This window comes from Sporosarcina sp. P33, from assembly GCF_002077155.1.
GTDB lineage: Bacteria > Bacillota > Bacilli > Bacillales_A > Planococcaceae > Sporosarcina.
Map to the genome: position 1 here is coordinate 1924851 of NZ_CP015027.1, position 23177 is coordinate 1948027.

The following is a 23177-nucleotide window of genomic DNA, read 5'->3' on the forward strand; positions in this document are numbered from 1 at the left end:
GACAAAAACATAGATATACTGTTAAAATGAAAAATTTGATTGACAACACCTCCTAAAAATGTTATGATAGTTATTAGTGAGGTGTAAGTAACATGCCAAAAACATTAGCAGACATTAAAAAGTCACTGGACGCTCATTTAGGGAAACGTCTCCATCTGAAAGCAAACGGCGGTCGTAAGAAGACCATCGAACATGCAGGAGTCTTGCGCGATACGTATCGTGCCGTTTTCGTAGTCGAGTTGGATCAGGATGACAATGCGTTTGAAAGAGTTTCTTACAGCTATGCAGATATTTTGACCGAAGCGGTTGAAATAACAATTCTTGATGGTTCAGACCAAACAGCTTTTATCATCAAATAATTTTTTATGCTATTTTAATTTATTTCCTAGTGAATCCGCCTGGTACGTTCTGGCGGGTTTTTTTGTTAGTAATTATAAAGTGTAATTTTTCCTTTACAGCACAGACTATAGACGTCAGCCGAAAAGGAGGAAACCGAAATGGCGAGAAAAGGCGTCATGTCAGATCAGTTGAAAGAAGAGATCGCGAAAGAACTTGGCTTTTACGATGTAGTACAGCGTGAGGGCTGGGGCGGTATTCGTTCACGTGATGCAGGAAATATGGTAAAACGTGCAATTGAAATGGCGAGCAGACAAGTGGAGGAAAAGAAGTAAACCGACCAATGTCCGTAGAATCCAAAAAAGGCTGACAAGAAAAACTGCAAAGGGGAACGTGCTTTGCAGTTTTTTATTGAAAAAACGGATAGTAATGCGCATTGATATGACGCATTACTATCCGTTGGTTTTTATTTTTCAGTGCCGTTTCCATTGTGCGCTGTCACTTGGCACATTTCCGCGTGTCCACCACTTCGCTTCATATAAATTTCCATTGAACATAACTTGGTCTCCGGCAACATAAACATTTGCAGTCCGCCACTCCGGTGCATTCATGCCAGAAGTTTTCAGTAATGTCCATACGGCAGAGTTACCGGGAAGATCGCCGCGTGTCCACCATTTGGCCTCATATATCACATTTTCATGAAGTACCTGATTACCTGCCAGATATACACTTTGCTTTTCCCACTTCTTCACATTGCCATTGATGATCTTTAATAATTTCCATACGTCTGATTTTCCTGGCTCGTCACCGCTTGTCCACCATTGTGCGCTGTATAGAACGCCTTCATGCATGACTTGATCGCCGACTTCATAGACATTTCTTGTTTTCCATTCATGTACATCATCGTTCGCCGGCTTCAACAGCTTCCATACAGCGGAATCGCCAGGGAGATCGCCGCGCGTCCACCATTTTGCGGCATATAAAGAGCCAGCGTAGAGCGCTCTATCGCCTTCAACATACACTTTGTCCTCATCCCACTTTGCTGCTGGCTGAAGCGGCTTTTCAGGCTGAACGTCAGGCAATGGCGCTGGTGTCAGACTGTCTGATGTGCCGTGATTTTTCTCAGGCTTTGTTTCAGGCTTGGTCGGCAGTACTTGTTTTCCGCCGAATTCAGTGTCAATGACGTTATAAAATGCATTTTTTGTATCGCCTATGTTCCAGACAGCCAGGATCACATGGTAGCCTGTGCGTTCAGGCACCTTACACGTATGTGTGACTTCGGAAGGCGGTCTTTGTTTTTTACCGTCTACAGTACAAAACTTTTGAAAATCTGCGCGCTGTAATGGCTGGTTTGTATCCCATCCTATTCTGGTGATGTAATATTCCCATGATCCTGTGACATGCGGAGCTGTAAATTTCCACTTGAATTGATAATCCCCGCTTTTCATCGGAACCTTCTCCCAGCGAAGTCTGGATTGCGCATCTAATTCAAAAAATATATTTGCACTGGCGATTTTACCGTCGGCAGGACCGCCGGCAGGAAAATTCCCGGGTGCTTCCAGGCTCTGCGGCTCATAAATAATTCTCCCGCAGTTTTTATTTTGTCCTTGCTTACATAAGAGAGCGCGGCTTTCGGGCTGGCTTACATATCCATGTGCAGATGCCTGACTTGAAAATGAAAAAGTCAGTACCATTATGAACATAACACCAAGCAATACAGGCCATTGAATCTCGCGATAAATATGTAACTTCATCTACTTTATCCTCCTGCTAGTTTGTAATAACTATGTCGTAATATGCTATCATCATAGAACCTTTCGTGGTGCTAATCAATGCCCGAAAAACGGTTCTTTTTCAGTGGAAACAGTAAAGTTTTTAAATAAATGTGCCGTTAAGGAAATATTTAGCAGTAAAAATGGATATTAATTATGAGGATATGCCTAAATAAAGATCTGTAATTGTGAAAAGATTTCAAAAAAACATATAGAAAAATAATTAGAATTGCCTACTGAATTTATCCTTGTTCTGTTATGCAACACACTATAGTTAGTGTATTCTGATTATATATTACTTATTTAGTTTCAAATGATACAAAGGAAAATAGCCCCGTGATAACCAAGGGATGAGCAAAGATAAATGTTACAATAAAGAGAGTGTTCGTATTTTTTGACAATTCAATCACCGCAGTAGTATTTATTTCGATGCCCTTGAATGAGGAATGAATGGAGGAATGTATAAAAGATGTGGAATCACAACAACTTGACTGAAAAGCTTGGCATTCAGTATCCGGTCATACAGGCAGGGATGGCTGGAACTACTACACCTGAACTGGTGGCCGCTGTCTCAAATGCCGGCGGTCTTGGGACGCTTGGTGCAGGATATATGAAGGCGGAAGACATGAGAAAAACGATTGTCGAAATTAAACAAAAAACGGACCGGCCGTTTGGAGTAAACTTATTTGTTCCTGAAGCTTCAGAAATATCCGTGGAAAAGATCAAAAAAGCAAATGAATTACTGCGCCCCTACCGCGAAGAGCTGGGTGTGGCGGAGCCTGAAATAAAAGAGATGTCCACTGCGAACTTTGACAAGCAAGTGGAGATAATTATTCAGGAAAAGGTGGCTGTATGCAGTTTTACATTTGGTGTTCCTTCTAAAGAAACAGTGCAAAAGCTGAAAGAAGAGAATATTGTCGTGATGGGGACTGCTACAACTGTAAAAGAAGCCCTCATCAATCAAGAGCAGGGAATGGACATGGTAGTCATGCAAGGCAGTGAGGCAGGCGGACATCGGGGAACATTCTCGGGATCATTCGGAGACGCCATGATTGGAACGATGTCGCTCATCCCGCAAGCTGCGGATCATATTCAGATTCCGGTAATTGCTGCCGGGGGTATTATGGACGGCAGGGGTGTGCTGGCAGCCCTTACTTTGGGTGCGCAGGCGGTTCAAATGGGAACTGCTTTTGTGACAGCTGCTGAAAGCGGGGCGAAAACACAGCATATTGATGCTATTTTAACTGGTACGGAAGATCAAACTGTTATTACATCGGTATTCAGCGGTAAACCGGCAAGGGGTATCCAAAACGATTTCATCCGGGAAATGAAACCTTATGAAGAAAGTTTGCCGGAATACCCAATTATGAACACACTGACGACAGGTATCCGGGGCGAGGCGGCCAGACAGAACCGGCCGGAATGGATTCATTTGTGGAGCGGACAATCTCCGCGGTTGAGCAAGAGAAAGCCGGCTGCTGAATTACTGTCCGATATTATTTCTCAAGTGAATCAAATTATAAATAATAGATGAGAGTGTGGTAAAAACGCATGAAACATAAAATTTATACTATGAGTTTTTCCGTTGTTTATCCCCTGTACGTTGCGAAAGCGGAAAGAAAAGGGCGTACGAAACAGGAAGTCGATGAGATCATTCGCTGGTTCACAGGATACAGCCAAGAGATGTTAGAAGCGCAAATAGCAAAACAAACAGATTTTGAGACATTTTTAGCGGAGGCTCCGCAGCTGAATCCTTCAAGATACTTGATTAAAGGCGTGATCTGCGGTGTGAGAGTGGAAGATGTTGAAGAGCCGACGATGCAGGAAATTCGGTATTTGGATAAGTTAATCGACGAGCTGGCAAAGGGAAAAACTATGGAAAAGATTTTGCGGGAGTAATGTAATGAATAGACGGCAATAGCCGCAGTAAATCATCTCCGGAAATCTGTATAAACAGATTCCGGCGGGTGAACAAAACCGCAAAGTCTTCGCAGTTCTTTTTTTTATTATTCCCCCTACGTTCTATTCATTGTGTGGTAATATATGAGCAAGAACAATGCTGTGGGGAGGGAGCTTTTATCATGATTTACGAAAAGGCGCCTGCGAAAATCAACTTAACGTTAGACGTGCTGAGTAAACGGCCTGACGGCTATCATGAGGTCGAGATGATTATGACAACTGTCGACTTGGCTGACCGCATCTGGCTCCGTCCTACGACGGATCAAGCTATTACGATAAAGTCATCTCATCGATTTGTGCCGAATGACCGTAAAAACTTAGCGTATCAGGCGGCGGATTTACTGCGTAAACGCTATCAATTGAATCACGGAGTTGAAATTACGCTGGACAAAAATATTCCAATTGCAGCAGGACTGGCGGGTGGAAGTTCAGATGCCGCTGCTGCTTTGCGCGGGCTGAACCGCTTATGGGATCTTGGATTGTCCCTGGATGAACTGGCGGTCCTTGGCGCAGAAATCGGATCGGACGTTTCGTTTTGCGTATATGGCGGAACAGCCATCGCAAGAGGACGCGGAGAGAATATCACACATTTACCTGCCCCGCCGAATTGCTGGGTCGTGCTGGCAAAGCCGACGATTGGCGTATCAACAGGCAATATTTATGGACAGCTCGACTTGTCCGCCATCACGCATCCGCAGACCGGGCATATGATGGAGGCCTTGCGGGAAGGCGACTATGACAAGATGTGTGCGTCATTAGGCAACGTGCTGGAGCCGGTTACGATGGGTCTCCATCAGGAAGTTGTCACACTGAAGGAACAAATGGAGCGATTCGGTGCGGATGCAGTATTGATGAGCGGCAGCGGTCCGACAGTTTTTGGATTAGTGAAGCACGAATCGCGTGTGCCGAAAATTGTTAATGCGCTGAGAGGGTTCTGTCCGGATGTACATGCGGTACGTATGCTGGGCGAACGAATTGTAGTTGATTAATACCGGACGATTATGATAGTCTACTTATAAATCATTCGGATTTAGGAGTCGGTATTATATGAAATGGAAAAGAAGTGAACGGCTTGTAGATATGACGCGCCATTTGCTGGAAAACCCGCACACCCTCATTTCTTTGACGTTTTTCTCTAACAGATACGCTGCGGCAAAATCATCAATCAGTGAAGATCTTGGCATTCTGAAAGAGACTTTTGAAGAAAGCGGCACTGGTCGTCTGCTGACGATTTCCGGTGCCGCCGGCGGCATCAAATACATTCCGTTAGTCAGCCGCGGTGAAATAAAAGAAGTCATTCACTCGTTGATGGACGAGCTCAGGAAATCAGATCGGCTGCTGCCCGGCGGCTATTTGTACATGACTGATTTATTAGGCAATCCAAGGTTTCTTGACCGGGTCGGCAAAGTCATTGCATCGGCTTTTTATGATCAGGAAATAGATGCAATCATGACTGTTGCAACGAAAGGCATTGCGATTGCGCATGCGATTGCGCGTCATTTGAATGTGCCGGTTATCGTCGTTCGCCGCGACAGCAAAGTGACGGAAGGATCGACGGTGAGCATCAATTACGTGTCGGGTTCTACGCGCAGAATTCAAACGATGGTTCTGTCGAAAAGAAGCATGCAGAGCGGTCAAAAAGTTTTGCTGACAGACGATTTTATGAAAGTGGGCGGCACGATTCAAGGAATGAAAACACTGCTCGAGGAATTCGATTGCGAACTTGGCGGTGTAGCAGTACTAGTGGAAGCGGAGCATCCTGAGGAAGTGCTGGTGGATGACTATCTTTCATTAGTTAAATTGCGCGCTGTCGATGAGAAGCATCGGAAGATTGAGCTCGAAGAAGGAAATTACTTCACGAGAGGCGGTAATGATTGATGAAATATGTAAAGACAGAGCAGGCACCGCAGGCGATTGGCCCTTATTCACAAGCGGTAAAAGTAAACGGTGTAGTCTACACATCGGGGCAGATACCTTTAACTGCCGCAGGTGATGTAGTAGAAGGCGGGATTGAAGAACAGACCAATCAGGTTCTTATTAATTTGAGCAAAGTGCTCGAGGAAGCCGGCTCGAGTTTGCAGCAAGTCGTCAAGACCACAGTATTCATTCAGGATATGAATGAATTTGCAGCATTGAATGCAATTTATGAAGAACATTTCGGTGAGCATAAACCATCCCGCTCGACAGTCGAAGTAGCCCGTTTGCCAAAAGATGTCCGAGTGGAAATAGAAGCAATCGCAATTTGCAGCTAATTATTTGAGAAAAGACTGGGACATAATATGAAAAAAGCGTAAAGGAATTTATTATTCCCTTACGCTTTTTTATGTCTATTTTTTAATAAATACTTTGCAAAGCATTTGAGTGGACCGGAGCGGAAAAAGGCCGACTCCTGCGGGATTTAGCGCGAATGTTGAGACCCCGCAGGAGCGCCAGCGACGAGGAGGCTCAAGCGCGCCCCGCGGAAAGCGTGCCTTTTGGAGCGCAGGGGAACGGACTTTATTTTTAGTTTTGTCCCAGCCTCTTATTTTTATTAAAAATTAGTCTGAAAGTAGCCAGTCTATTGAAGAAATATACAAATATTTAAAAATTCACAAAAATACTATTTTAATCTGCAACAAAAAATAGTATTATAGAATCAGCACAAGTATTATGGGTAGAAAAAGAAACAGCATGATCCAGCCTAGAATACATTCAGTGTGAAAACGACAACAAGGGAGTGGGGAAAGTGGAGATCACAGATGTGAGGTTACGCAAGGTGGAAACGGAAGGCAGAATGAGAGCGATTGCATCCATTACGCTGGACGATCAGTTTGTCATCCATGATATCCGAGTCATCGAGGGGAATGACGGATTATTTGTGGCAATGCCAAGCAAGCGCACGCCGGATGGGGAATTCCGCGATGTAGCGCATCCAATTAATTCTGATGCACGCATGAAGGTTCAGGAATCAATCCTGGCGGCGTATCATCAAGCAGGCGAACAGCAAGGGGTATTGGAAGAAGCTGCGCTGTAATTCGAGAAAAAAGAAAATAGATTTATACATCGTATCCGCCAAAAGACCATCTATTCGAGTAGATGGTCTTTTGGCCGTTCTGAAATAAAGCGGCTGCCGGAAATCCAATCTCCCGAATAGAGATCATTCGAATTGTATTTCCCGCCCGTCAGCCGATTTACCTATCAATATAATTACAAATAGATTAATAATCATAAAATAAAGCCATGTAATTGTCAAGGGGATATGCTTGAAAAAATCAGTCATTTCCGATATAGTCAATTATGAATTTATGAAACAAGGATGGAGGCTGGCAGATGACAAACACATATGCGATTGTCCTGGCTGCGGGACAGGGTACGCGAATGAAGTCGGATCTTTACAAGGTACTTCATCCAGTCTGCGGCAAACCGATGGTAGAGCACGTGATCGATCATATTCACGATCTGCACGCAGATCGGATCGTCACGATTGTCGGTCATGGAGCCGAGATGGTAGAACAAACGCTGGGCGATAAAAGCGAATATGCACTGCAGGCAGAACAGCTGGGCACTGCACACGCGGTTCAGCAGGCTGAAGCGGTGCTTGGGGATTTAGACGGCACAACACTCGTTGTCTGCGGGGATACGCCGCTGATCAGCACGGAGACAATGAAGGCGCTCCTTGCACATCATCAGCAAACAGAAGCGAAAGCAACAATACTTACTGCCAACGCAGATGATCCGACCGGTTACGGACGAATTATCCGGGCAGAGAACGGTGACGTATTGAGAAACGTCGAACATAAAGATACAAACGATGAAGAACGTCTGGTGAAAGAAATCAATACAGGCACATACTGTTTTGATAACCGCGTATTATTTGATACTTTGAAAAAAGTGAATAACGAAAATGCGCAAGGTGAGTACTATCTTCCGGATGTATTGGGAATCCTGCAGTCGGAAGGGCAAAGAATTTCGGCTTACACGACACAGAACTTCCATGAAACACTGGGCGTGAATGACCGCGTAGCACTGGCGCAGGCAGAAAAGGAAATGCGTCTTCTCATTGCAGAGAAGCATATGCGCAACGGCGTCACCATCATCAGCCCTGAGCAGACTGTCATCAGCGCGGAAGCAGAGATTGGCCGCGATACAGTCATTCAGCCAGGCGTACTGATTGAAGGCGCAACCAAAATCGGTGCACACTGTGTCATCGGTCCGAACAGTCATATCCAAAACAGTACAGTCGGCGACTTCGCGACTATACATTCGTCTGTTGTCCGGGACAGTACAGTAGGGAACGAGACGGCGGTCGGCCCGTTTGCACATTTACGCCCCGAAACACAGCTCGGTGACAAGGTGAAAGTCGGAAACTTTGTAGAGGTCAAGAAATCTCAGCTTGGTGACAGCAGTAAAGTGTCACACCTCAGCTATATTGGGGACACGGAAATCGGCAAAAACGTCAATATCGGCTGCGGTACAATTACAGTCAATTATGACGGGAAAAATAAGCATAAAACAGAAATACAAGACAATGCATTTGTAGGCTGTAACGCTAACTTAATCGCACCGGTCACTATAGGAAAGAATGTAATTGTGGCAGCGGGTTCCACCATTACTAAAAATGTACCCGAAAATTCACTTGCAATTGCACGCGTTCGGCAAGAGAATAAAGAAGGATACGTAAAAAACTAATCTTACCCAACCAACAGGAGGGCCATCATGGCAAATCATTATCCAAACGACAAACTGAAAATCTTTTCTTTAACTGCAAACGAACCACTTGCACAAGAAGTGGCAGATCAAGTCGGGCTTCCGCTCGGCAAACTCTCAGTCAAACGTTTTAGTGACGGGGAAATCCAAATCAATATCGATGAAAGCATCCGTGGCTGTGAAGTATTCGTTATTCAATCCACTTCTAATCCGGTCAACGATAACCTAATGGAACTTCTCATTATGCTAGATGCCTTGATGCGTGCTTCTGCGCGTACAATTAACGTGGTAATGCCTTATTACGGCTATGCCCGCCAAGACCGTAAAGCAAGTTCCCGTGAACCGATCACGGCGAAACTAGTTGCAAACTTACTTGAAAAAGCAGGTGCTGACCGTGTAATCGCTGTAGACTTGCATGCGCCGCAGATTCAAGGGTTCTTCGATATTCCTATCGATCACTTGATTGCAGAGCCGATTCTTACGGAGTACTTCCAAGGTGAAGGATTAGGAGGCGATGATTTGGTCATCGTTTCACCGGATCACGGCGGCGTAACGCGTGCACGTAAAATGGCTGACCGCATGAAAGCGCCGATTGCTATTATCGATAAGCGCCGTCCGCGTCCAAATGTAGCGGAAGTCATGAATATCGTCGGCAATGTGGAAGGTAAAACGGCGATTCTGATTGATGATATTATCGATACAGCCGGTACAATCACCATTGCTGCGAGCGCATTAATTGAAAGTGGAGCAAAAGAAGTGTATGCTTGTTGTTCACATCCTGTTTTATCCGGTCCTGCGATCGAACGCATTAATAATTCTAAAATCAAGCAACTGGTGATTACGAATTCCATTAAATTGCCGGAAGAAAAACAATCTCCAAAGATCAAACAACTGTCGATTGCACCTTTGTTATCATCTGCAATTGTCCGTGTGTTTGAGAACAAGTCTGTAAGTACATTATTTGACTGATGACAGGTTACTTGATGTCGTCTGGTATTGAACGTTTCAAGAGGTAGAAAAAACTTTTTATAGGAAAGGTGACTATACAAATGAGCACAATGCAGTCGAACTTAAGAGAAACTGACAAAAGCACAGTAAAACAATTACGAAATGACGGATGGATTCCTTCCGTAGTCTATGGCTACCAAACAGAAAGCACACCGATTGCGGTAAAAGAACGCGATCTTCTTGACACACTTCGTGAAACAGGAAGAAACGGTGTAATCAAGTTGAACGTAGACGGCAAAGATGTAAATGTCGTATTGAGTGATTATCAATCAGATGTACTAACAGGATTCCTTACACATGCTGATTTCTTGGCGATCAACATGACGGAAGAGCTTGAAGTAGATGTACACCTTAACCTGGTTGGTGAAGCACCGGGTGAAAAAGAAGGCGGAACACTTCAGCAGCCTCAGTGGGAAGTTACAGTTCGCGTAAAGCCGTCTGAAATTCCAGAGCATATTGATGTGGATATTTCAGAACTTCAGATCGGAGAAACTATCCTTGTTGGCGATATTCGCGACAAAGTGAAGTTTGAAATTGTGAATGATGATGAAACAGCATTGGTAACAATTTCTGCACCACGTTCAGAAGCTGAAATGGAAGCACTTGACGAAGCAACTGAAAGTACTGAAGCAGAGCCGGAAGTTATCGGTGAAGATAAAGAAGAAAAATAAGTTACAAAATGGGCGCACGAGTTTGAACCGTGCGCTCCTTTTCTATGTATATATATTGTTTAGAAAAGGAAGAGAAGAGCATGAAACTACTGATTGGTCTCGGGAATCCCGGGAAGAACTACGAAAAAACACGGCATAATATAGGTTTCCAAGTCATTGATGAACTGGCAAGACGCTGGCAGGCTCCGCCGTTCCAGCAAAAGTTCAACGGTCAGTATACGACGATCCATACGCCTGAGGGCAAAGTGATACTGTTGAAGCCGATGACTTATATGAACTTGTCCGGAGAATGCGTTCGTCCGCTGGCAGATTACTTTGAGGTAAATGACGAAGAATTACTTGTGTTATACGATGATCTGGATTTGCCTGCCGGAAAAATCCGTCTTCGTCAAAAGGGAAGTGCAGGCGGCCATAACGGCATGAAATCGATAATTGCCCATATGGCTACCTCTGAATTCAACCGTATCCGCATCGGTGTTGACCGTCCGTCCGGCGGCATGAAAGTTTCTGATTATGTACTGTCTCCTTTTGGCAAGGATGAGCAGCCATTAATGGAAGAAGCGATACAAAAAAGTGCAGACGCCTGTGAAGAGTGGGTACACCGCAATACGCCGTTCCTTGAAGTGATGAATAAATTTAACGGATCATAAGCATAATACTTCCACTCTTTGCCTATACTTTGGAAAAAGGAAGGTGAAGAGAATATGATCCGTTATTCTTGCAATCACTGTCACACGGAAATCGGTTCAATTCCATTCGAATCAGCAAAGGAAACGCTCAGTCAATTGGGAGATGCGGAAAAAAGCACATTTCTATCCGTCGATTCAGATGGCGGACTGCATATACGATGCATTTGCGAATACTGTGAACAATCCCTGCAGACATTCCCGGATTATTACACCTTAAAAAAATGGTTACAATAAGTAACAGATGCTTTGGCGCAGACAGCCAAAGCTTTTTGTGCATAAATCTTTCTGATTCACATCACTATATTAATCGATAGATAGAGAGGAGCAGTCGAGTGGGAGTAATAGAGCAGCTTTTTCTGGAAGAGAAAGAGATTCAGGGCCTGCTGAATGATTTAGAAGCCGGACAGGACCAACAGTTGGTCACAGGCTTATCCGGCGGATCAAAAGCAATATTCTTTAAACTGATTCAGCAGTCACTGACACGTCCGGTCCTGATTGTCTCGCCAAATATGCTCCAAGCCCAGCGTACGTATGAGGACTTGAGCAAGCTGATCGACGAGGCGCACTTACACCTCTATACAGCAGAAGAACTGGTGGCGGCAGATTTTTCATTTGCGAGTTACGAACTGCGTGCCGGCCGTATTGACACGCTTGATCATATGGCGCGTACAGGCTCCGGCATTTATATCACACCGGTTGCCGGACTGCGAAAGCTGTTGCCGTCTAAGGAACGCTGGCTGACGCATTATGTGACAGCGAAGACGGACGATGAGATTGACGTGGGAATTTGGCTCGAGAAACTGGTATCCATGGGCTATATACGAAAAGACCTGGTGAGTGCACCGGGTGAATTTGCGTTGCGCGGGGGAATACTGGATATTTATCCGCTGACGATGGAAGAACCTGTGCGGATCGAGCTTTTTGATACGACGATTGATTCGATACGGACTTTTTCTGCGGAAGATCAGCGTTCGACAGGCAAGTTAGATTCCATCACACTGCTTCCGGCGACAGAATTTATTTGGACGCCTGAAGAACTATTGAAAGTTTCGCAGCAAGTGGAGCAGGCACTCGGTGATAGTCTGAACAAAATTAAGAGCGAAGATTTGCAGCAGCAACTTCTAATAACCGTCATGCAGGATATCGGCATGATGAAAGACGGTATTGTGCCGGATACAATGAAGAAATATGCGTCCTTCTCTTCGGAGGCCAGCGCCATGCTGACAGATTATTTTCCTGCCGATGGATTGATCGTCTTTGACGAACTCGGGCGTATACAGGAATCGGTCGCAACATTGGAATCAGAAGAGCAGGAATATCAGCTGGCAATGCTGGAAGACGGAAAAATGTTGCACGACACGAAGCTTGCCTGGAAATACGGGCAGGTACTGGAGAATATTGATCAGAAACGATTATATCTGTCTTTATTTACGCGCGCGGTGCCAGGCTTTACAATCAAGAAATCTATTTCAGTTTCCTGTAAGCCTATGCAGCAGTTTCACAGTCAGATGCCATTATTGAAAAATGAAATCGAGCGGTGGAAGCAGTCCAAGTACAACGTCTTTCTTCTTGCTTCTTCGCCTGAACGAATGCAGACGATACAGGATATTTTACAGGAGTACGATATAGAAGCAGCAATAGACGGCAAACCGGGAAAAGAAGGCGTTTTGTCGATTATTGAAGGAGATCTGTCAGCGGGATTTGAGCTTCCATTCCAAAAACTGGCCGTCGTTACGGACGCGGAAATGTTTACAGGTAAACCGAAACGCAAAGCACGTCCGCCTAAGCTGACAAATGCGGAACGGATCAAAAGTTATTCCGAAATCAAACCTGGAGATTATATAGTTCACGTCCATCACGGAATCGGTAAATACTATGGCGTGGTGACGCTTGACGTTAAAGGTATTCAGAAAGATTATTTGGATATTCGGTACCGCGGTGAGGATAAGCTGTTCGTTCAAGCCGATCAGATTGATTTAATCCAAAAATATGTGGCGTCTGGGGAAAAAGAGCCGAAACTGCATAAGCTTGGCGGTACGGAATGGACGAAAACGAAACGTAAAGTAACGGCTGCCATTCAGGATATTGCCGATGACTTGATCAAACTGTATGCCAAACGGGAAGCGGAGAAAGGTTTTGCGTTCAGCGAGGACGATGATCTGCAGCGTTCGTTTGAAAATGCCTTTCCATATGAAGAAACACAAGACCAGCTGCAGTCTATTGCGGAAATTAAGAAAGATATGGAACGTGCGCGGCCAATGGATCGGCTATTATGCGGAGACGTAGGATACGGGAAAACAGAAGTCGCAATCCGGGCGGCATTCAAGGCTGTGACAAACGGCAAGCAAGTAGCGTTCCTCGTTCCGACGACTATTCTGGCACAGCAGCACTACGAGACGATGAAGGAGCGCTTCGCGGACTATCCTGTGACAGTATCTTTGCTGAACCGGTTCCGGACGAAGAAAGAGCAGGATGAGACCATTAAAGGGCTTAAAGCGGGAACTGTCGATATTGTGGTCGGTACGCACCGTCTGCTTTCAAAAGACGTCGTCTATCAGGATCTGGGGCTGCTTGTCGTGGATGAAGAGCAGCGTTTTGGCGTCACGCATAAAGAAAAGTTGAAACAGCTGAAGACCAACGTGGACGTACTGACACTGACCGCCACGCCTATTCCGCGGACATTGCATATGTCGATGGTCGGCGTACGGGATTTGTCTGTTATTGAAACGCCTCCGGCTAACCGTTTCCCTGTCCAAACGTATGTCATGGAACATAACGGAGGCTTGGTGCGTGAAGCGATCGAGCGGGAAATGGGACGCGGCGGGCAAGTCTTTTATTTATACAACCGCGTGGAAGATATGGACCGGAAAGTACAGGAGATCCGTGATCTGGTGCCAGAAGCGCGTATTGCTTCGGCGCATGGCCGGATGGGTGAAGCTGCGCTTGAAGCGGTGATCATGAGTTTCCTTGAAGGAGAATTTGACGTGCTCGTCACAACAACGATTATTGAAACAGGGATTGATATTCCGAACGTCAATACATTAATTGTTCATGACGCGGACCGAATGGGGTTATCGCAGCTCTATCAATTACGCGGACGAGTCGGGCGTTCCAATCGTGTGGCGTACAGCTACATGCTCTATCAGCGCGATAAAGTACTGACAGAAGTAGCGGAGAACCGTCTGCAGGCAATTAAAGAGTTTACGGAGCTTGGATCCGGTTTTAAAATCGCCATGCGGGATCTATCCATACGCGGTGCAGGAAACTTACTCGGTTCCCAGCAGCACGGCTTCATCGATTCTGTCGGTTTCGATTTGTATTCGCAGTTACTGCAGGAAGCGATTGAAGAAAGACAGACAGGAGTCGTGAAAGAAGACAAGGCGGATGTAGAAATTTCATTGCCGATCAATGCCTACCTTCCTGAAACGTATATTCAGGATGGCTATCAGAAAATCCAGATGTATAAGCGGGTGAAAGCAATTACCGGGGACGAGGATTATTTGGAGCTGGTTGACGAAATGATCGACCGCTTCGGAGATATGCCGTTTGAAGCCGACTTGCTGCTTCGTGTCGGACGAATGAAAGCCTGGGGACGAAAAGCAGGCGTAGTTTCCATTAAGAATGTGCAAGGCGTGGCGGAAATTCGCTTGTCAGAAGAAGGAACAGCGCGTGCTGACGGCGCAAAGCTTATGGAGCGATCATTGAAATACGGTCACGCTGTTGGACTGACGATCGATAACGGGCAAATAATAATTACAGTAAATGAAAAGAAATCCAATCAGTACACAGAGTTCGATATGGTGGAGGATATGGTGCACACGATGCAGGAGACTGCAAAGGAAGTAGAATCTTCGGATGCCTTGTAACACCTCGATTGCATAAAATGACCAATGATGATGCATACTACTCTCAGAAATACATTTCATTTCGAGAAAGTGAGGCATTATATATGAAGGCAACGGGTATTGTCCGAAGAATTGATGATCTGGGAAGAGTGGTTATACCAAAGGAAATCAGAAGGACACTTCGAATTCGTGAAGGCGATCCTTTGGAAATATTCACTGACCGTGAAGGAGAAGTCATTTTAAAGAAGTATTCACCTATTTCAGAGCTTGGCGAATTTGCCGTGGAATATGCGGAATCACTTTACGAAACCATCGGGACGCCGGCTTTGATCAGCGACCGGGATGAGATGCTGGCGGTAGCGGGCCTTTCAAAGAAAGACTATATGAACCGTCAGCTTTCACTTGTCTGTGAAGAGATTCTAAACGGCAGATCAACTGTCATTGAGAAGCACGAAAAGTCCGTGGAATGGGTACCCGGCCAGGTTGAACAGGTCAAATCCTATTGTGTTGCCCCGATTGTTACAAATGGTGATGCAATTGGTGCGGTATACTTGCTGTCAAAAGTTCACTTCGTAGGAGATGTAGAACAAAAGGCAGCAGAAACCGCAGCGAGTTTTCTGGCCAAACAGATGGAAAACTAAGCGGATTTAATGAATGTATAAAACTTTTATAAAAAAACTCACAGCGGAAGAAGCCGCTGTGAGTTTTTTTGCCGAAAAGCCGGCTTTTTGCGGCTCCGGGTAAAATATTAATCCAAACAGGCGGTGCGAATGTTTTGAATTGTTACAGTAAATGGTAAATACGGTCACTGTTACAAGTGAAACATTCCCGGTTTTACCCAAGTAGGGGTTAAATAATATTTAGTTATTTCTTTTGATAAAAGGTGAAGAATTTCACATACTACGCAAATATCTTGCTTCAAGTGCTCCTTTTTTTATACGTGAACCTTTTCACAAAAACGCTTAGTGAAGGGCTTCACAAGGCCTAAAACTAAAGTGAAAGTTTTCACATACTACGAAAAGAGGCAAATGTCAAAACTTTTTTTGAAAAATTTAAAGACGCTGCAAATCCTTTGACAAAGGTAATGTAACCGCTTACGAATTTTTAATTTTTGGAGTTGATAGAAAATTTGCCCTTGTGTTTACTTTATGTTTACGCTTATAATCACTACCAACACGAAAGAACAATTAAAAACGGATAGGGAGAGCGATATTATGAACAAGAAATACAAATCTTCTTTACACATGCATCAAATTCACAACGGAAAAATGGAAGTCGTTTCAAAAGTGCCATTGGAAAATAAAGAGGATTTGAGTTTGGCGTACTCGCCGGGTGTTGCTGAACCTTGTGTAGAAATCGCTCATGATCCGTCTCTTGCATATGAATATACAATCAAAGGAAATCTGGTGGCAGTTGTGACGGATGGAACGGCGGTTCTCGGCCTTGGAGACATCGGCCCTGAAGCTGCACTGCCAGTCATGGAAGGTAAAGCGCTGCTGCTGAAACAGTTTGCCGGGATCGATGCGTTTCCAATCTGTCTTGATACAAAGAACGTTGATGAAATTGTAAATATTGTAAAAATGATGAGCCCGACATTCGGTGCGGTAAATCTGGAAGACATCTCTGCGCCGCGTTGTTTTGAAATTGAGCAAAGGCTGCGGGAAGAATGCAATATCCCGATTTTCCATGATGACCAGCACGGCACGGCAATCGTAGTAGGTGCCGGATTACTGAATGCATTGAAAGTGGTCGGCAAAGAACGCAGTGAAGTGAAGATCGTATTGAACGGTGCCGGAGCGGCAGGCGTGGCAATTACAAAGCTGTTGCTTAACATGGGCTTCGAGAACATTATTATGTGTGATTCAAAAGGAATTATTTTTGAAGGCCGAGACTATTCGATGAACGACATCAAGCATGAAATGTCCCGTGTTACGAATCTTGAAAAGATCGAAGGTTCATTGGAAGATGCGATGAAAGGTGCAGACGTCTTCGTGGGTGTATCTGTCGCAAACTTGTTGACGAAAGAATTGATTGCCCTGATGAACACAGACCCGATCGTATTCGGACTGGCGAACCCAAATCCTGAATTGAAGCCTGAGTTAGCTGAAGAATACGGCGTGCGTATTATTGCGACGGGCCGCTCAGACTATCCTAACCAGGTCAATAACGTCTTGGCATTCCCGGGCATCTTCCGCGGTGCACTTGACGTCAGGGCAACGGAAATTAACGAAGAGATGAAGCTTGCAGCAACCTATGCTATTGCCGATTTGATCAAGGATGAAGACTTGCGTGATGATTATATCATTCCTGATCCATTCGATGACCGTATTCCGACAATCGTTGCACATGCAGTAGGGAAAGCGGCAATGCGCACAGGTGTATCCGTTGCAAAAGAACTGATTCTGCCAAACCGATAAATGAAATGCAGGCCCGTCTTACCCGGCTTATGGGGAGACGGGTTTTGCTTTTATGCAGGGATCCTGTAAAACGGATGGCACACGGCTTTCCGCCGCAGCACGTTTTATTTCCTTAACTTTTCAATAAATGAACCAGCCTTTTCCTGCACAATGGAAAGACTGGTTTTTCTGTATGCCCCGCGCACACACGCATGCAACCTCCCGCACGTATAGTAAGATAAAACCAATAGGCTTGGGGGGAACGGAATGACTTGGCTACTGATCGCGGGTTTTGCAATTTCATCCAGCATCGACAACTTTGGAGTCGGACTTTCTTACGGGGTACAGCGGGTTCGGATTCCGCCCGCATCGAATGCGCTTATAGCGGCAATTTGTTTTATCTTCAGTTTGATCGGCATCGTGTCGGGGGCATGGCTGGCTGAACTGTTACCGGGAATGCTTCCTGATCTCATAGCATTTGCAGTACTCAGTATGATCGGGATACGAATTATGGTCATTGCTTTTCGGCAGCAGAAAAGACATCAGTCTAATGTATTCAGCGAGCCTGAAAGAATGGACTTTGACGGATCTTCGCATATTAGCCTTGGAGAAGCGCTGCTGCTCGGCATCGCACTCTCCGCGAATGCACTGACGAACGGTGTAGGAGCTGGACTGCTGGCATTGTCGCCCATTGCGATCGCGCTGTCAGCGGCAATCGGCAGTTATATCACATTATCGGCGGGCGTCAGATTAGGTGCCAGATTGGCGGGTGTCCAAATCGGCAGAATGTCTGTCGGACAGTTTGGAACATTCATGAGCGGCGTGATTATTTTATTGATTGCATTCACACGCCTGTTTTGATGCAGTGAGATGGTATACTAGAAACCATCATCGAATGAAAGAGGCGCATGTATGGCGTTGACTAAGTGGAATATGAAGTCGTTTATGAAAGGTGCGTCGATTCTTACGATGGCGGCCGTCATTGTCAAAGTGTTGAGCGCAATGTACCGGGTGCCTTTTCAAAACCTGGTTGGAGATAAAGGGTTTTATATTTATCAGCAAGTATATCCGTTCATTGGAATATTTATCGTCTGGACATCGTCAGGATTTGCGGTCGCCGTGTCGAAAATGCTGGCGGAAAGCAGAAGCCCGGGGGAGTCACGTGGAATTTTACGTGTGTCGCTTGCTTATCTTCTCTTATTATCCGCAGGTGTTTTTCTGTTATTGCGGTCTGGATCTTCGGTCTTTGCGGAATGGATGGGTGACACTGCATTGGCGCCTGTTCTGCAGGCCGGGGCATATATTGTGCTTGTGCTGCCGTTTCTTGCCGTTCTGAAGGGTGTCTTCCAATCAGAAGGACAAATGATACCTGTTGCGATATCCAATGTGTCGGAACAGTTACTCCGCGTCGTGATTGTACTTGCGGGCACGTGGATTGCTGTGCGCACGGGAACGTCGCTTTATAAAATAGGGGAAATTACAATGTGGGCCGCAGTGGCCGGCGAAGCGGCGGGCGTCTTGATTCTCACATGGTTCTTCCTGCAGCGTGAACGCATGGCAGCAGCAGCCGTGAAACCGTGGAAAGTGGTCAGGGAGCTGACCAAAATCAGTATAAGTGTCAGTGCAAGCTCTTTAATATTACTGGTCTTTCAATTAGTGGACTCATTTACAATTTACAATGCGCTAGTTCAGGCCGGTACAGTAAGTGAAGCGGCTATGGAAATGAAAGGTGTCTATGACCGCGGACAGCCGCTGGCGCAAATGGGCATTTTGCTGGCATCGACTTTAGCGCTCGCATTAGTGCCCCTAATTGCACACCATGCTTCAAAAACAGACGGTCGCAGTGCATTGCCATTCATCAGTCTGACATTCCGCACGTCTATTTTATTCGGCTGGGCCGCCACAATCGGACTGATTCTTGTGCTGCCTTATGTGAATGAAATGCTGTTTCAGACTCGGACAGGTTCCGTTGCTCTGATCATCTTCTGTATACAGATTTTCTGGCTGTCGATTATCCTGCCGTTGACAGCGATCTTGCAGGGGAGCGGAAACGTGCGGGGGCCGCTTATACTTATGCTGCTCGGTATACTCATTAAACTGGCAGCCACACCGCCGATGGTCCGGCACTTCGGCATTGAAGGTGCTGCTGCGTCAGGTGCCGTTGCGTTTGCTGTTGTTGCCGTGTTGTTAATCATCTATTTCAAGCGTTACTGGAAGCTTCCGCTGGCGCCATTCCGTTTTTATGCAGTGCTGGCCGGTGCAGGCGCAGCGATGGCGGGGGTGCTGATTCCGTGGACGCTGTCAGTGGATTATTGGCTGTCAGACGCACTGTCATCACGCGCAAGCGCTGCGCTGACTGCACTTTCGGCTGTCGCAATCGGAGCAATCATATTCCTTTTCGTCGTCTTGAAATCACGTATAATGAAAGAAAAAGAGTGGTATTTGCTGCCTTTCGGTAAAAGACTGGCGACTGCTCAACTATGGCTAACTAAAAATAGAAGGTGAATCATGTGAATAAGATAACCGTCATTGGATTAGGTGCAAGTGATTTGGACCAGCTGTCACTCGGCACATACCGATTATTGAAACAGGCTGACCATCTCTTTGTCCGTACGGAAGAACATCCTGTCGTAAAGGAGTTGCGTTCTGAAGGTCTCAAAATGGACAGTTTCGATGCAATCTATGAAGCGAATGATGCATTTGAAGATGTCTATCAGCAAATTGTCGAAAAGCTGCTTGAAATGAGCATGAAACAGCCGATTACATATGCCGTGCCGGGTCATCCGCTTGTGGCGGAACGCACGGTTCAATTGCTGATTGAGAAAGAACGGGCGGGTGAAATCGAACTGCATATCGCAGGCGGAAGCAGCTTTTTGGATCCCATTTTTACCGCGTTGCGTATAGATCCGATCGAAGGCTTTCAGCTGCTTGACGGAACGGACTTGAAGCGTGATGACGTACGCATGGATCAGCATGTCTTAATTGGACAAGTTTACGATGCATTTGTCGCTTCAGATGTGAAATTATCTCTAATGGAAAAGTATCCCGACGATCACACCGTTACGATTGTAACGTCTGCAGGCTCACAGGATGAAACGTTGACAGAAGTCCCTTTGTTTGAGCTTGACCGCGTCGTGGCTTTGAATAACCTGACGACAGTCTACGTACCGCCGCTTCCTGACCGTGAACAGCGGTTGAAAGAATGGAGTTCATTCCGTGAGATTATCGCGGCCTTGCGCGCGCCGGACGGCTGTCCTTGGGATCGTGAGCAGACGCATGAATCATTGAAGCGTTATGTAATTGAAGAATCTTTCGAGCTGATACAGGCGATTGACGAAGAAGACGACGAATCAATCATTGAAGAACTTGGTGATGTGCTCCTGCAAGTGTTCCTGCACGCGCAAATCGGTGAAGACAACGGGTACTTCTCCATGGAAGACGTTCTTGAAACGGTCGGAGCGAAAATGATCCGTCGCCACCCGCATGTCTTTGCGCAAACGAAAGCAGATACGACAGACGACGTGCTGACAAACTGGCAGGCGATCAAGGAACAGGAAAAGCCGAGACCGTCCAGTTTGCTGGACGGTCAGGAACGTCTGGCATCATCCATGCTCACTGCCTACAATTATCAGAAAGCCGCCGCAAAAGTTGGATTCGACTGGCCTTCCATAGAAGGAGCTTTTGACAAGTTCCGGGAAGAGTGGAAGGAGTTCCAGGAAGAAGTGCGCAGCGGCGGGACGGAGCAGCAGCTGGACGAGCTTGGAGATGTCTTGTTCACTATCATCAACATAGCAAGATTCTTGAAAATCTCACCGGAAGAAGCGATGTGGCATACGAATAAAAAATTCAAATCCCGCTTCCAGTTCGTAGAGCAGTCCGTAAAACAGGGCAGCGGTGATTTCTCAGACTATACAGCAGAGGAACTGGAAGAATTCTGGAGACAGGCCAAACGAAAGGAAGGAACTCAATGAGACTTGACAAATTTTTGAAAGTATCCCGGCTGATCAAACGCCGAACATTGGCAAAGCAAGTAGCTGATCAGGGGAGAATCACCATCAACGATAAAGTAGCCAAAGCATCTTCGGTTGTGAAGCCGGGAGACGAGCTGTCCATCCGCTTCGGCCAAAAGATTGTGACGGCGAAAGTTAATGAATTAAAGGCCTCCACCAAAAAAGAGGACGCAGCTGGCATGTACACGATCACAGGTGAAGAGCGTCTGGAGAAAGTTGAACCTGAATTTATGGATGACGAAGAGTAAAGATATGTGAAAAGAAGGCAGCCTTACGTCAGGCTGTCTTCTTTTTTCAGATTTATGCAGATTAAGTCATAAGCGCTCATTAAATCTGTCCAGCGCTCTACGCGGCCCCTTAACCGCTCAATGGCAATGCGCAAGCGCTCTATGGAGAATCAGATCCGCTCTAAACTGTCTGCCAAGCGATCATTAGCGCTGTCCAGCCGCTCAATAGCCAGCAGTTCTTGACCGCTAAACGTGCAGCCGGCCCCCTTCAATTTAAAAACAGCTTGTCATGTTTGACCAAGCCCCTGCATAAGATATGGAGAACGCACTAGAAAAGGGGGACGCATATGCAGATTCAAACAGACAGCTCCATGTATACTATTCCATCAGGAGATCACGTAGTGACGATGCGCAATCGCAAAAGAATGGACCTCACATCTGTGAAAACGATTGACCGCTTTGACCAGGAGGAGTTTCTAGTCAGAACATCGCAAGGCGTATTGCAAATCCGCGGGGAGGAATTGCGTATTGTACATCTGGACGTGGACAAGGGCTTATTGACGCTTGAAGGCTCTGTCCAAACACTGCAATACGATGATGAAGACGCAGCAGGTTCACGCAATTTCCTTCATAAACTATTCGGATGAGTCTGTCCGTCCAGTTCTTCAGTCTGTTGGCGATGATCGGAACAGGGATTGCGGCTGGAATAGTAATGGATTTATTCGGGACAATTGTCGCGGCAAGCGATAAACGTTCATTCATTAAAAGATGGGCATTCTGGTTTGAATGCATGGTTTGGATTGGGTTAGGAATCGGGGCATTTTTAGTATTGATCATGGTGCGCGGCGGGGCATGGAGAATGTATGACCCTGTCGCCCAGATCAGTGGCTTGTTATTATATGCAGCTGTTTTTTATCATCCCGCGCGGTTCGCAGGCAGACTACTGTTACTTGTGGTGCTTAGGCCGATCTGGCTCATCATTCGTCTTGTCTTCCTGACGTGCCGGCGTATTATTTATTTGATTGTCTCGGTTTTGTCACTGATTATGTCACCGTTTATCCGAATTGCAAAGAACATAGGGAAATTCCTTCAAAATAAATGCAGAGTACTATATAATAGAGTGCAATAGCGGAATTACGTCAGAAAGGTGTGTGCGCCATGAAAGAACCACAGAAGCCCTCAACTAAGAATGTCACATCAATCGATACAGAATATGTGCGCTCTATGCAAAAAAAAGAAAATTATAAAAAAGCACAAAAAAAACGCCTTCGTAATCGTTTGGCCGTCTTTTTTGTCATCGTTTGTGTGGTGGCTGGAAGTTTATTCAACATGAATGCAGGACAGAAAGAAATCCTTGCAGCTAAACTGAAGGAAAAAGCGCAGGCAGAGGCGACGCTGGAAGATTTGAAAGCCCAGCAGGAACAATTGAATACACAGCTGATCCGCTTGGATGACGATGAATACATTGCCAAACTTGCACGGAAAGAATACTTTCTTTCTGAGTCCGATGAGATCATTTTTTCCATTCCTGATAAGAAAAAAGAGTCAGAAAAAGAGATGAGAAAAGAGTAGTCATGT

Annotated in this window: 24 protein-coding genes; 23 read left to right on the forward strand and 1 reads right to left on the reverse strand. The window is 45.7% G+C overall.

Annotated features, from left to right (window positions below):
- The first annotated feature begins 92 nt into the window (after window positions 1-92).
- Window positions 93-359, forward strand: a complete 267-nt coding sequence (veg, locus tag SporoP33_RS09625; protein WP_081243506.1) for a biofilm formation stimulator Veg — start codon at window positions 93-95, stop codon at window positions 357-359.
- Window positions 360-497: 138 nt separating this feature from the next.
- Window positions 498-671 carry a small, acid-soluble spore protein, alpha/beta type gene (locus SporoP33_RS09630; RefSeq protein ID WP_081243507.1) on the forward strand — a complete coding sequence of 58 codons (174 nt, stop codon included), beginning with the start codon at window positions 498-500 and terminating at the stop codon, window positions 669-671.
- A gap of 138 nt (window positions 672-809) precedes the next feature.
- On the opposite strand, the gene SporoP33_RS09635 is transcribed toward SporoP33_RS09630, so the two are convergent.
- Window positions 810-2090 carry a lytic polysaccharide monooxygenase gene (locus tag SporoP33_RS09635; RefSeq protein WP_081243508.1) on the reverse strand — a complete coding sequence of 427 codons (1281 nt, stop codon included), beginning with the start codon at window positions 2088-2090 and terminating at the stop codon, window positions 810-812.
- 487 nt (window positions 2091-2577) lie between these two features.
- Here SporoP33_RS09635 and SporoP33_RS09640 point away from each other — a divergent pair, with 487 nt between their 5' ends.
- The 21 genes from SporoP33_RS09640 to SporoP33_RS09740 all read left to right on the forward strand — a co-directional run bounded on the left by SporoP33_RS09640 (window position 2578) and on the right by SporoP33_RS09740 (window position 23171).
- Entirely contained in the window at window positions 2578-3642 is a 1065-nt protein-coding gene (locus SporoP33_RS09640) for an NAD(P)H-dependent flavin oxidoreductase (RefSeq protein ID WP_081243509.1), read from the forward strand.
- A gap of 17 nt (window positions 3643-3659) precedes the next feature.
- Window positions 3660-4007, forward strand: coding sequence for a DUF2200 domain-containing protein (locus SporoP33_RS09645; RefSeq protein ID WP_081243510.1), 348 nt, complete (start codon window positions 3660-3662; stop codon window positions 4005-4007).
- A 182-nt stretch (window positions 4008-4189) separates the two neighbouring features.
- Window positions 4190-5056, forward strand: a complete 867-nt coding sequence (ispE, locus tag SporoP33_RS09650) for a 4-(cytidine 5'-diphospho)-2-C-methyl-D-erythritol kinase (RefSeq protein ID WP_081243511.1) — start codon at window positions 4190-4192, stop codon at window positions 5054-5056.
- Window positions 5057-5114: 58 nt separating this feature from the next.
- Window positions 5115-5945 (forward strand): pur operon repressor, encoded by an 831-nt coding sequence (gene purR / locus SporoP33_RS09655; protein WP_081243512.1) that lies wholly within the window; start codon window positions 5115-5117, stop codon window positions 5943-5945.
- Window positions 5945-6319: a RidA family protein gene (locus tag SporoP33_RS09660; protein ID WP_081243513.1), complete on the forward strand. Its 375-nt coding sequence runs from the start codon at window positions 5945-5947 to the stop codon at window positions 6317-6319. The genes purR and SporoP33_RS09660 overlap by 1 nt, the downstream gene beginning before the upstream one ends.
- 473 nt (window positions 6320-6792) lie before the next feature.
- Window positions 6793-7080 (forward strand): septation regulator SpoVG, encoded by a 288-nt coding sequence (gene spoVG, locus SporoP33_RS09665; RefSeq protein ID WP_081243514.1) that lies wholly within the window; start codon window positions 6793-6795, stop codon window positions 7078-7080.
- Window positions 7081-7376: 296 nt separating this feature from the next.
- Complete coding sequence (gene glmU, locus SporoP33_RS09670) at window positions 7377-8735, forward strand: bifunctional UDP-N-acetylglucosamine diphosphorylase/glucosamine-1-phosphate N-acetyltransferase GlmU (protein WP_081243515.1); 1359 nt, start codon at window positions 7377-7379, stop codon at window positions 8733-8735.
- A gap of 27 nt (window positions 8736-8762) precedes the next feature.
- Window positions 8763-9722 carry a ribose-phosphate diphosphokinase gene (locus SporoP33_RS09675; RefSeq protein ID WP_081243516.1) on the forward strand — a complete coding sequence of 320 codons (960 nt, stop codon included), beginning with the start codon at window positions 8763-8765 and terminating at the stop codon, window positions 9720-9722.
- A gap of 80 nt (window positions 9723-9802) precedes the next feature.
- Complete coding sequence (locus SporoP33_RS09680; RefSeq protein ID WP_081243517.1) at window positions 9803-10432, forward strand: 50S ribosomal protein L25/general stress protein Ctc; 630 nt, start codon at window positions 9803-9805, stop codon at window positions 10430-10432.
- Window positions 10433-10512: 80 nt separating this feature from the next.
- Complete coding sequence (gene pth, locus SporoP33_RS09685; protein WP_081243518.1) at window positions 10513-11082, forward strand: aminoacyl-tRNA hydrolase; 570 nt, start codon at window positions 10513-10515, stop codon at window positions 11080-11082.
- Window positions 11083-11136: 54 nt separating this feature from the next.
- Entirely contained in the window at window positions 11137-11355 is a 219-nt protein-coding gene (locus tag SporoP33_RS09690; RefSeq protein WP_081243519.1) for an anti-sigma-F factor Fin, read from the forward strand.
- A gap of 98 nt (window positions 11356-11453) precedes the next feature.
- Window positions 11454-14987: a transcription-repair coupling factor gene (gene mfd, locus SporoP33_RS09695; protein ID WP_081243520.1), complete on the forward strand. Its 3534-nt coding sequence runs from the start codon at window positions 11454-11456 to the stop codon at window positions 14985-14987.
- 83 nt (window positions 14988-15070) lie between these two features.
- Window positions 15071-15607, forward strand: coding sequence for a stage V sporulation protein T (gene spoVT, locus SporoP33_RS09700; RefSeq protein ID WP_081244824.1), 537 nt, complete (start codon window positions 15071-15073; stop codon window positions 15605-15607).
- Window positions 15608-16180: 573 nt separating this feature from the next.
- Complete coding sequence (locus tag SporoP33_RS09705) at window positions 16181-17383, forward strand: NAD(P)-dependent malic enzyme (RefSeq protein WP_081243521.1); 1203 nt, start codon at window positions 16181-16183, stop codon at window positions 17381-17383.
- A 246-nt stretch (window positions 17384-17629) separates the two neighbouring features.
- Entirely contained in the window at window positions 17630-18223 is a 594-nt protein-coding gene (ytaF, locus tag SporoP33_RS09710; RefSeq protein ID WP_081243522.1) for a sporulation membrane protein YtaF, read from the forward strand.
- Window positions 18224-18274: 51 nt separating this feature from the next.
- Complete coding sequence (locus SporoP33_RS09715) at window positions 18275-19867, forward strand: putative polysaccharide biosynthesis protein (RefSeq protein ID WP_081243523.1); 1593 nt, start codon at window positions 18275-18277, stop codon at window positions 19865-19867.
- Between the two features lie 5 nt (window positions 19868-19872).
- Window positions 19873-21333, forward strand: coding sequence for a bifunctional methyltransferase/pyrophosphohydrolase YabN (mazG, locus tag SporoP33_RS09720; RefSeq protein ID WP_081243524.1), 1461 nt, complete (start codon window positions 19873-19875; stop codon window positions 21331-21333).
- Window positions 21330-21620 (forward strand): RNA-binding S4 domain-containing protein, encoded by a 291-nt coding sequence (locus SporoP33_RS09725; RefSeq protein WP_081243525.1) that lies wholly within the window; start codon window positions 21330-21332, stop codon window positions 21618-21620. Before mazG ends, SporoP33_RS09725 begins: the two co-directional genes overlap by 4 nt.
- A 326-nt stretch (window positions 21621-21946) precedes the next feature.
- Entirely contained in the window at window positions 21947-22246 is a 300-nt protein-coding gene (yabP, locus tag SporoP33_RS09730) for a sporulation protein YabP (protein WP_081243526.1), read from the forward strand.
- Window positions 22243-22728, forward strand: coding sequence for a spore cortex biosynthesis protein YabQ (gene yabQ, locus SporoP33_RS09735; protein ID WP_081243527.1), 486 nt, complete (start codon window positions 22243-22245; stop codon window positions 22726-22728). The genes yabP and yabQ overlap by 4 nt, the downstream gene beginning before the upstream one ends.
- 29 nt (window positions 22729-22757) lie before the next feature.
- Window positions 22758-23171, forward strand: a complete 414-nt coding sequence (locus SporoP33_RS09740) for an FtsB family cell division protein (protein ID WP_081243528.1) — start codon at window positions 22758-22760, stop codon at window positions 23169-23171.
- The last annotated feature ends 6 nt before the right edge of the window (window positions 23172-23177 follow it).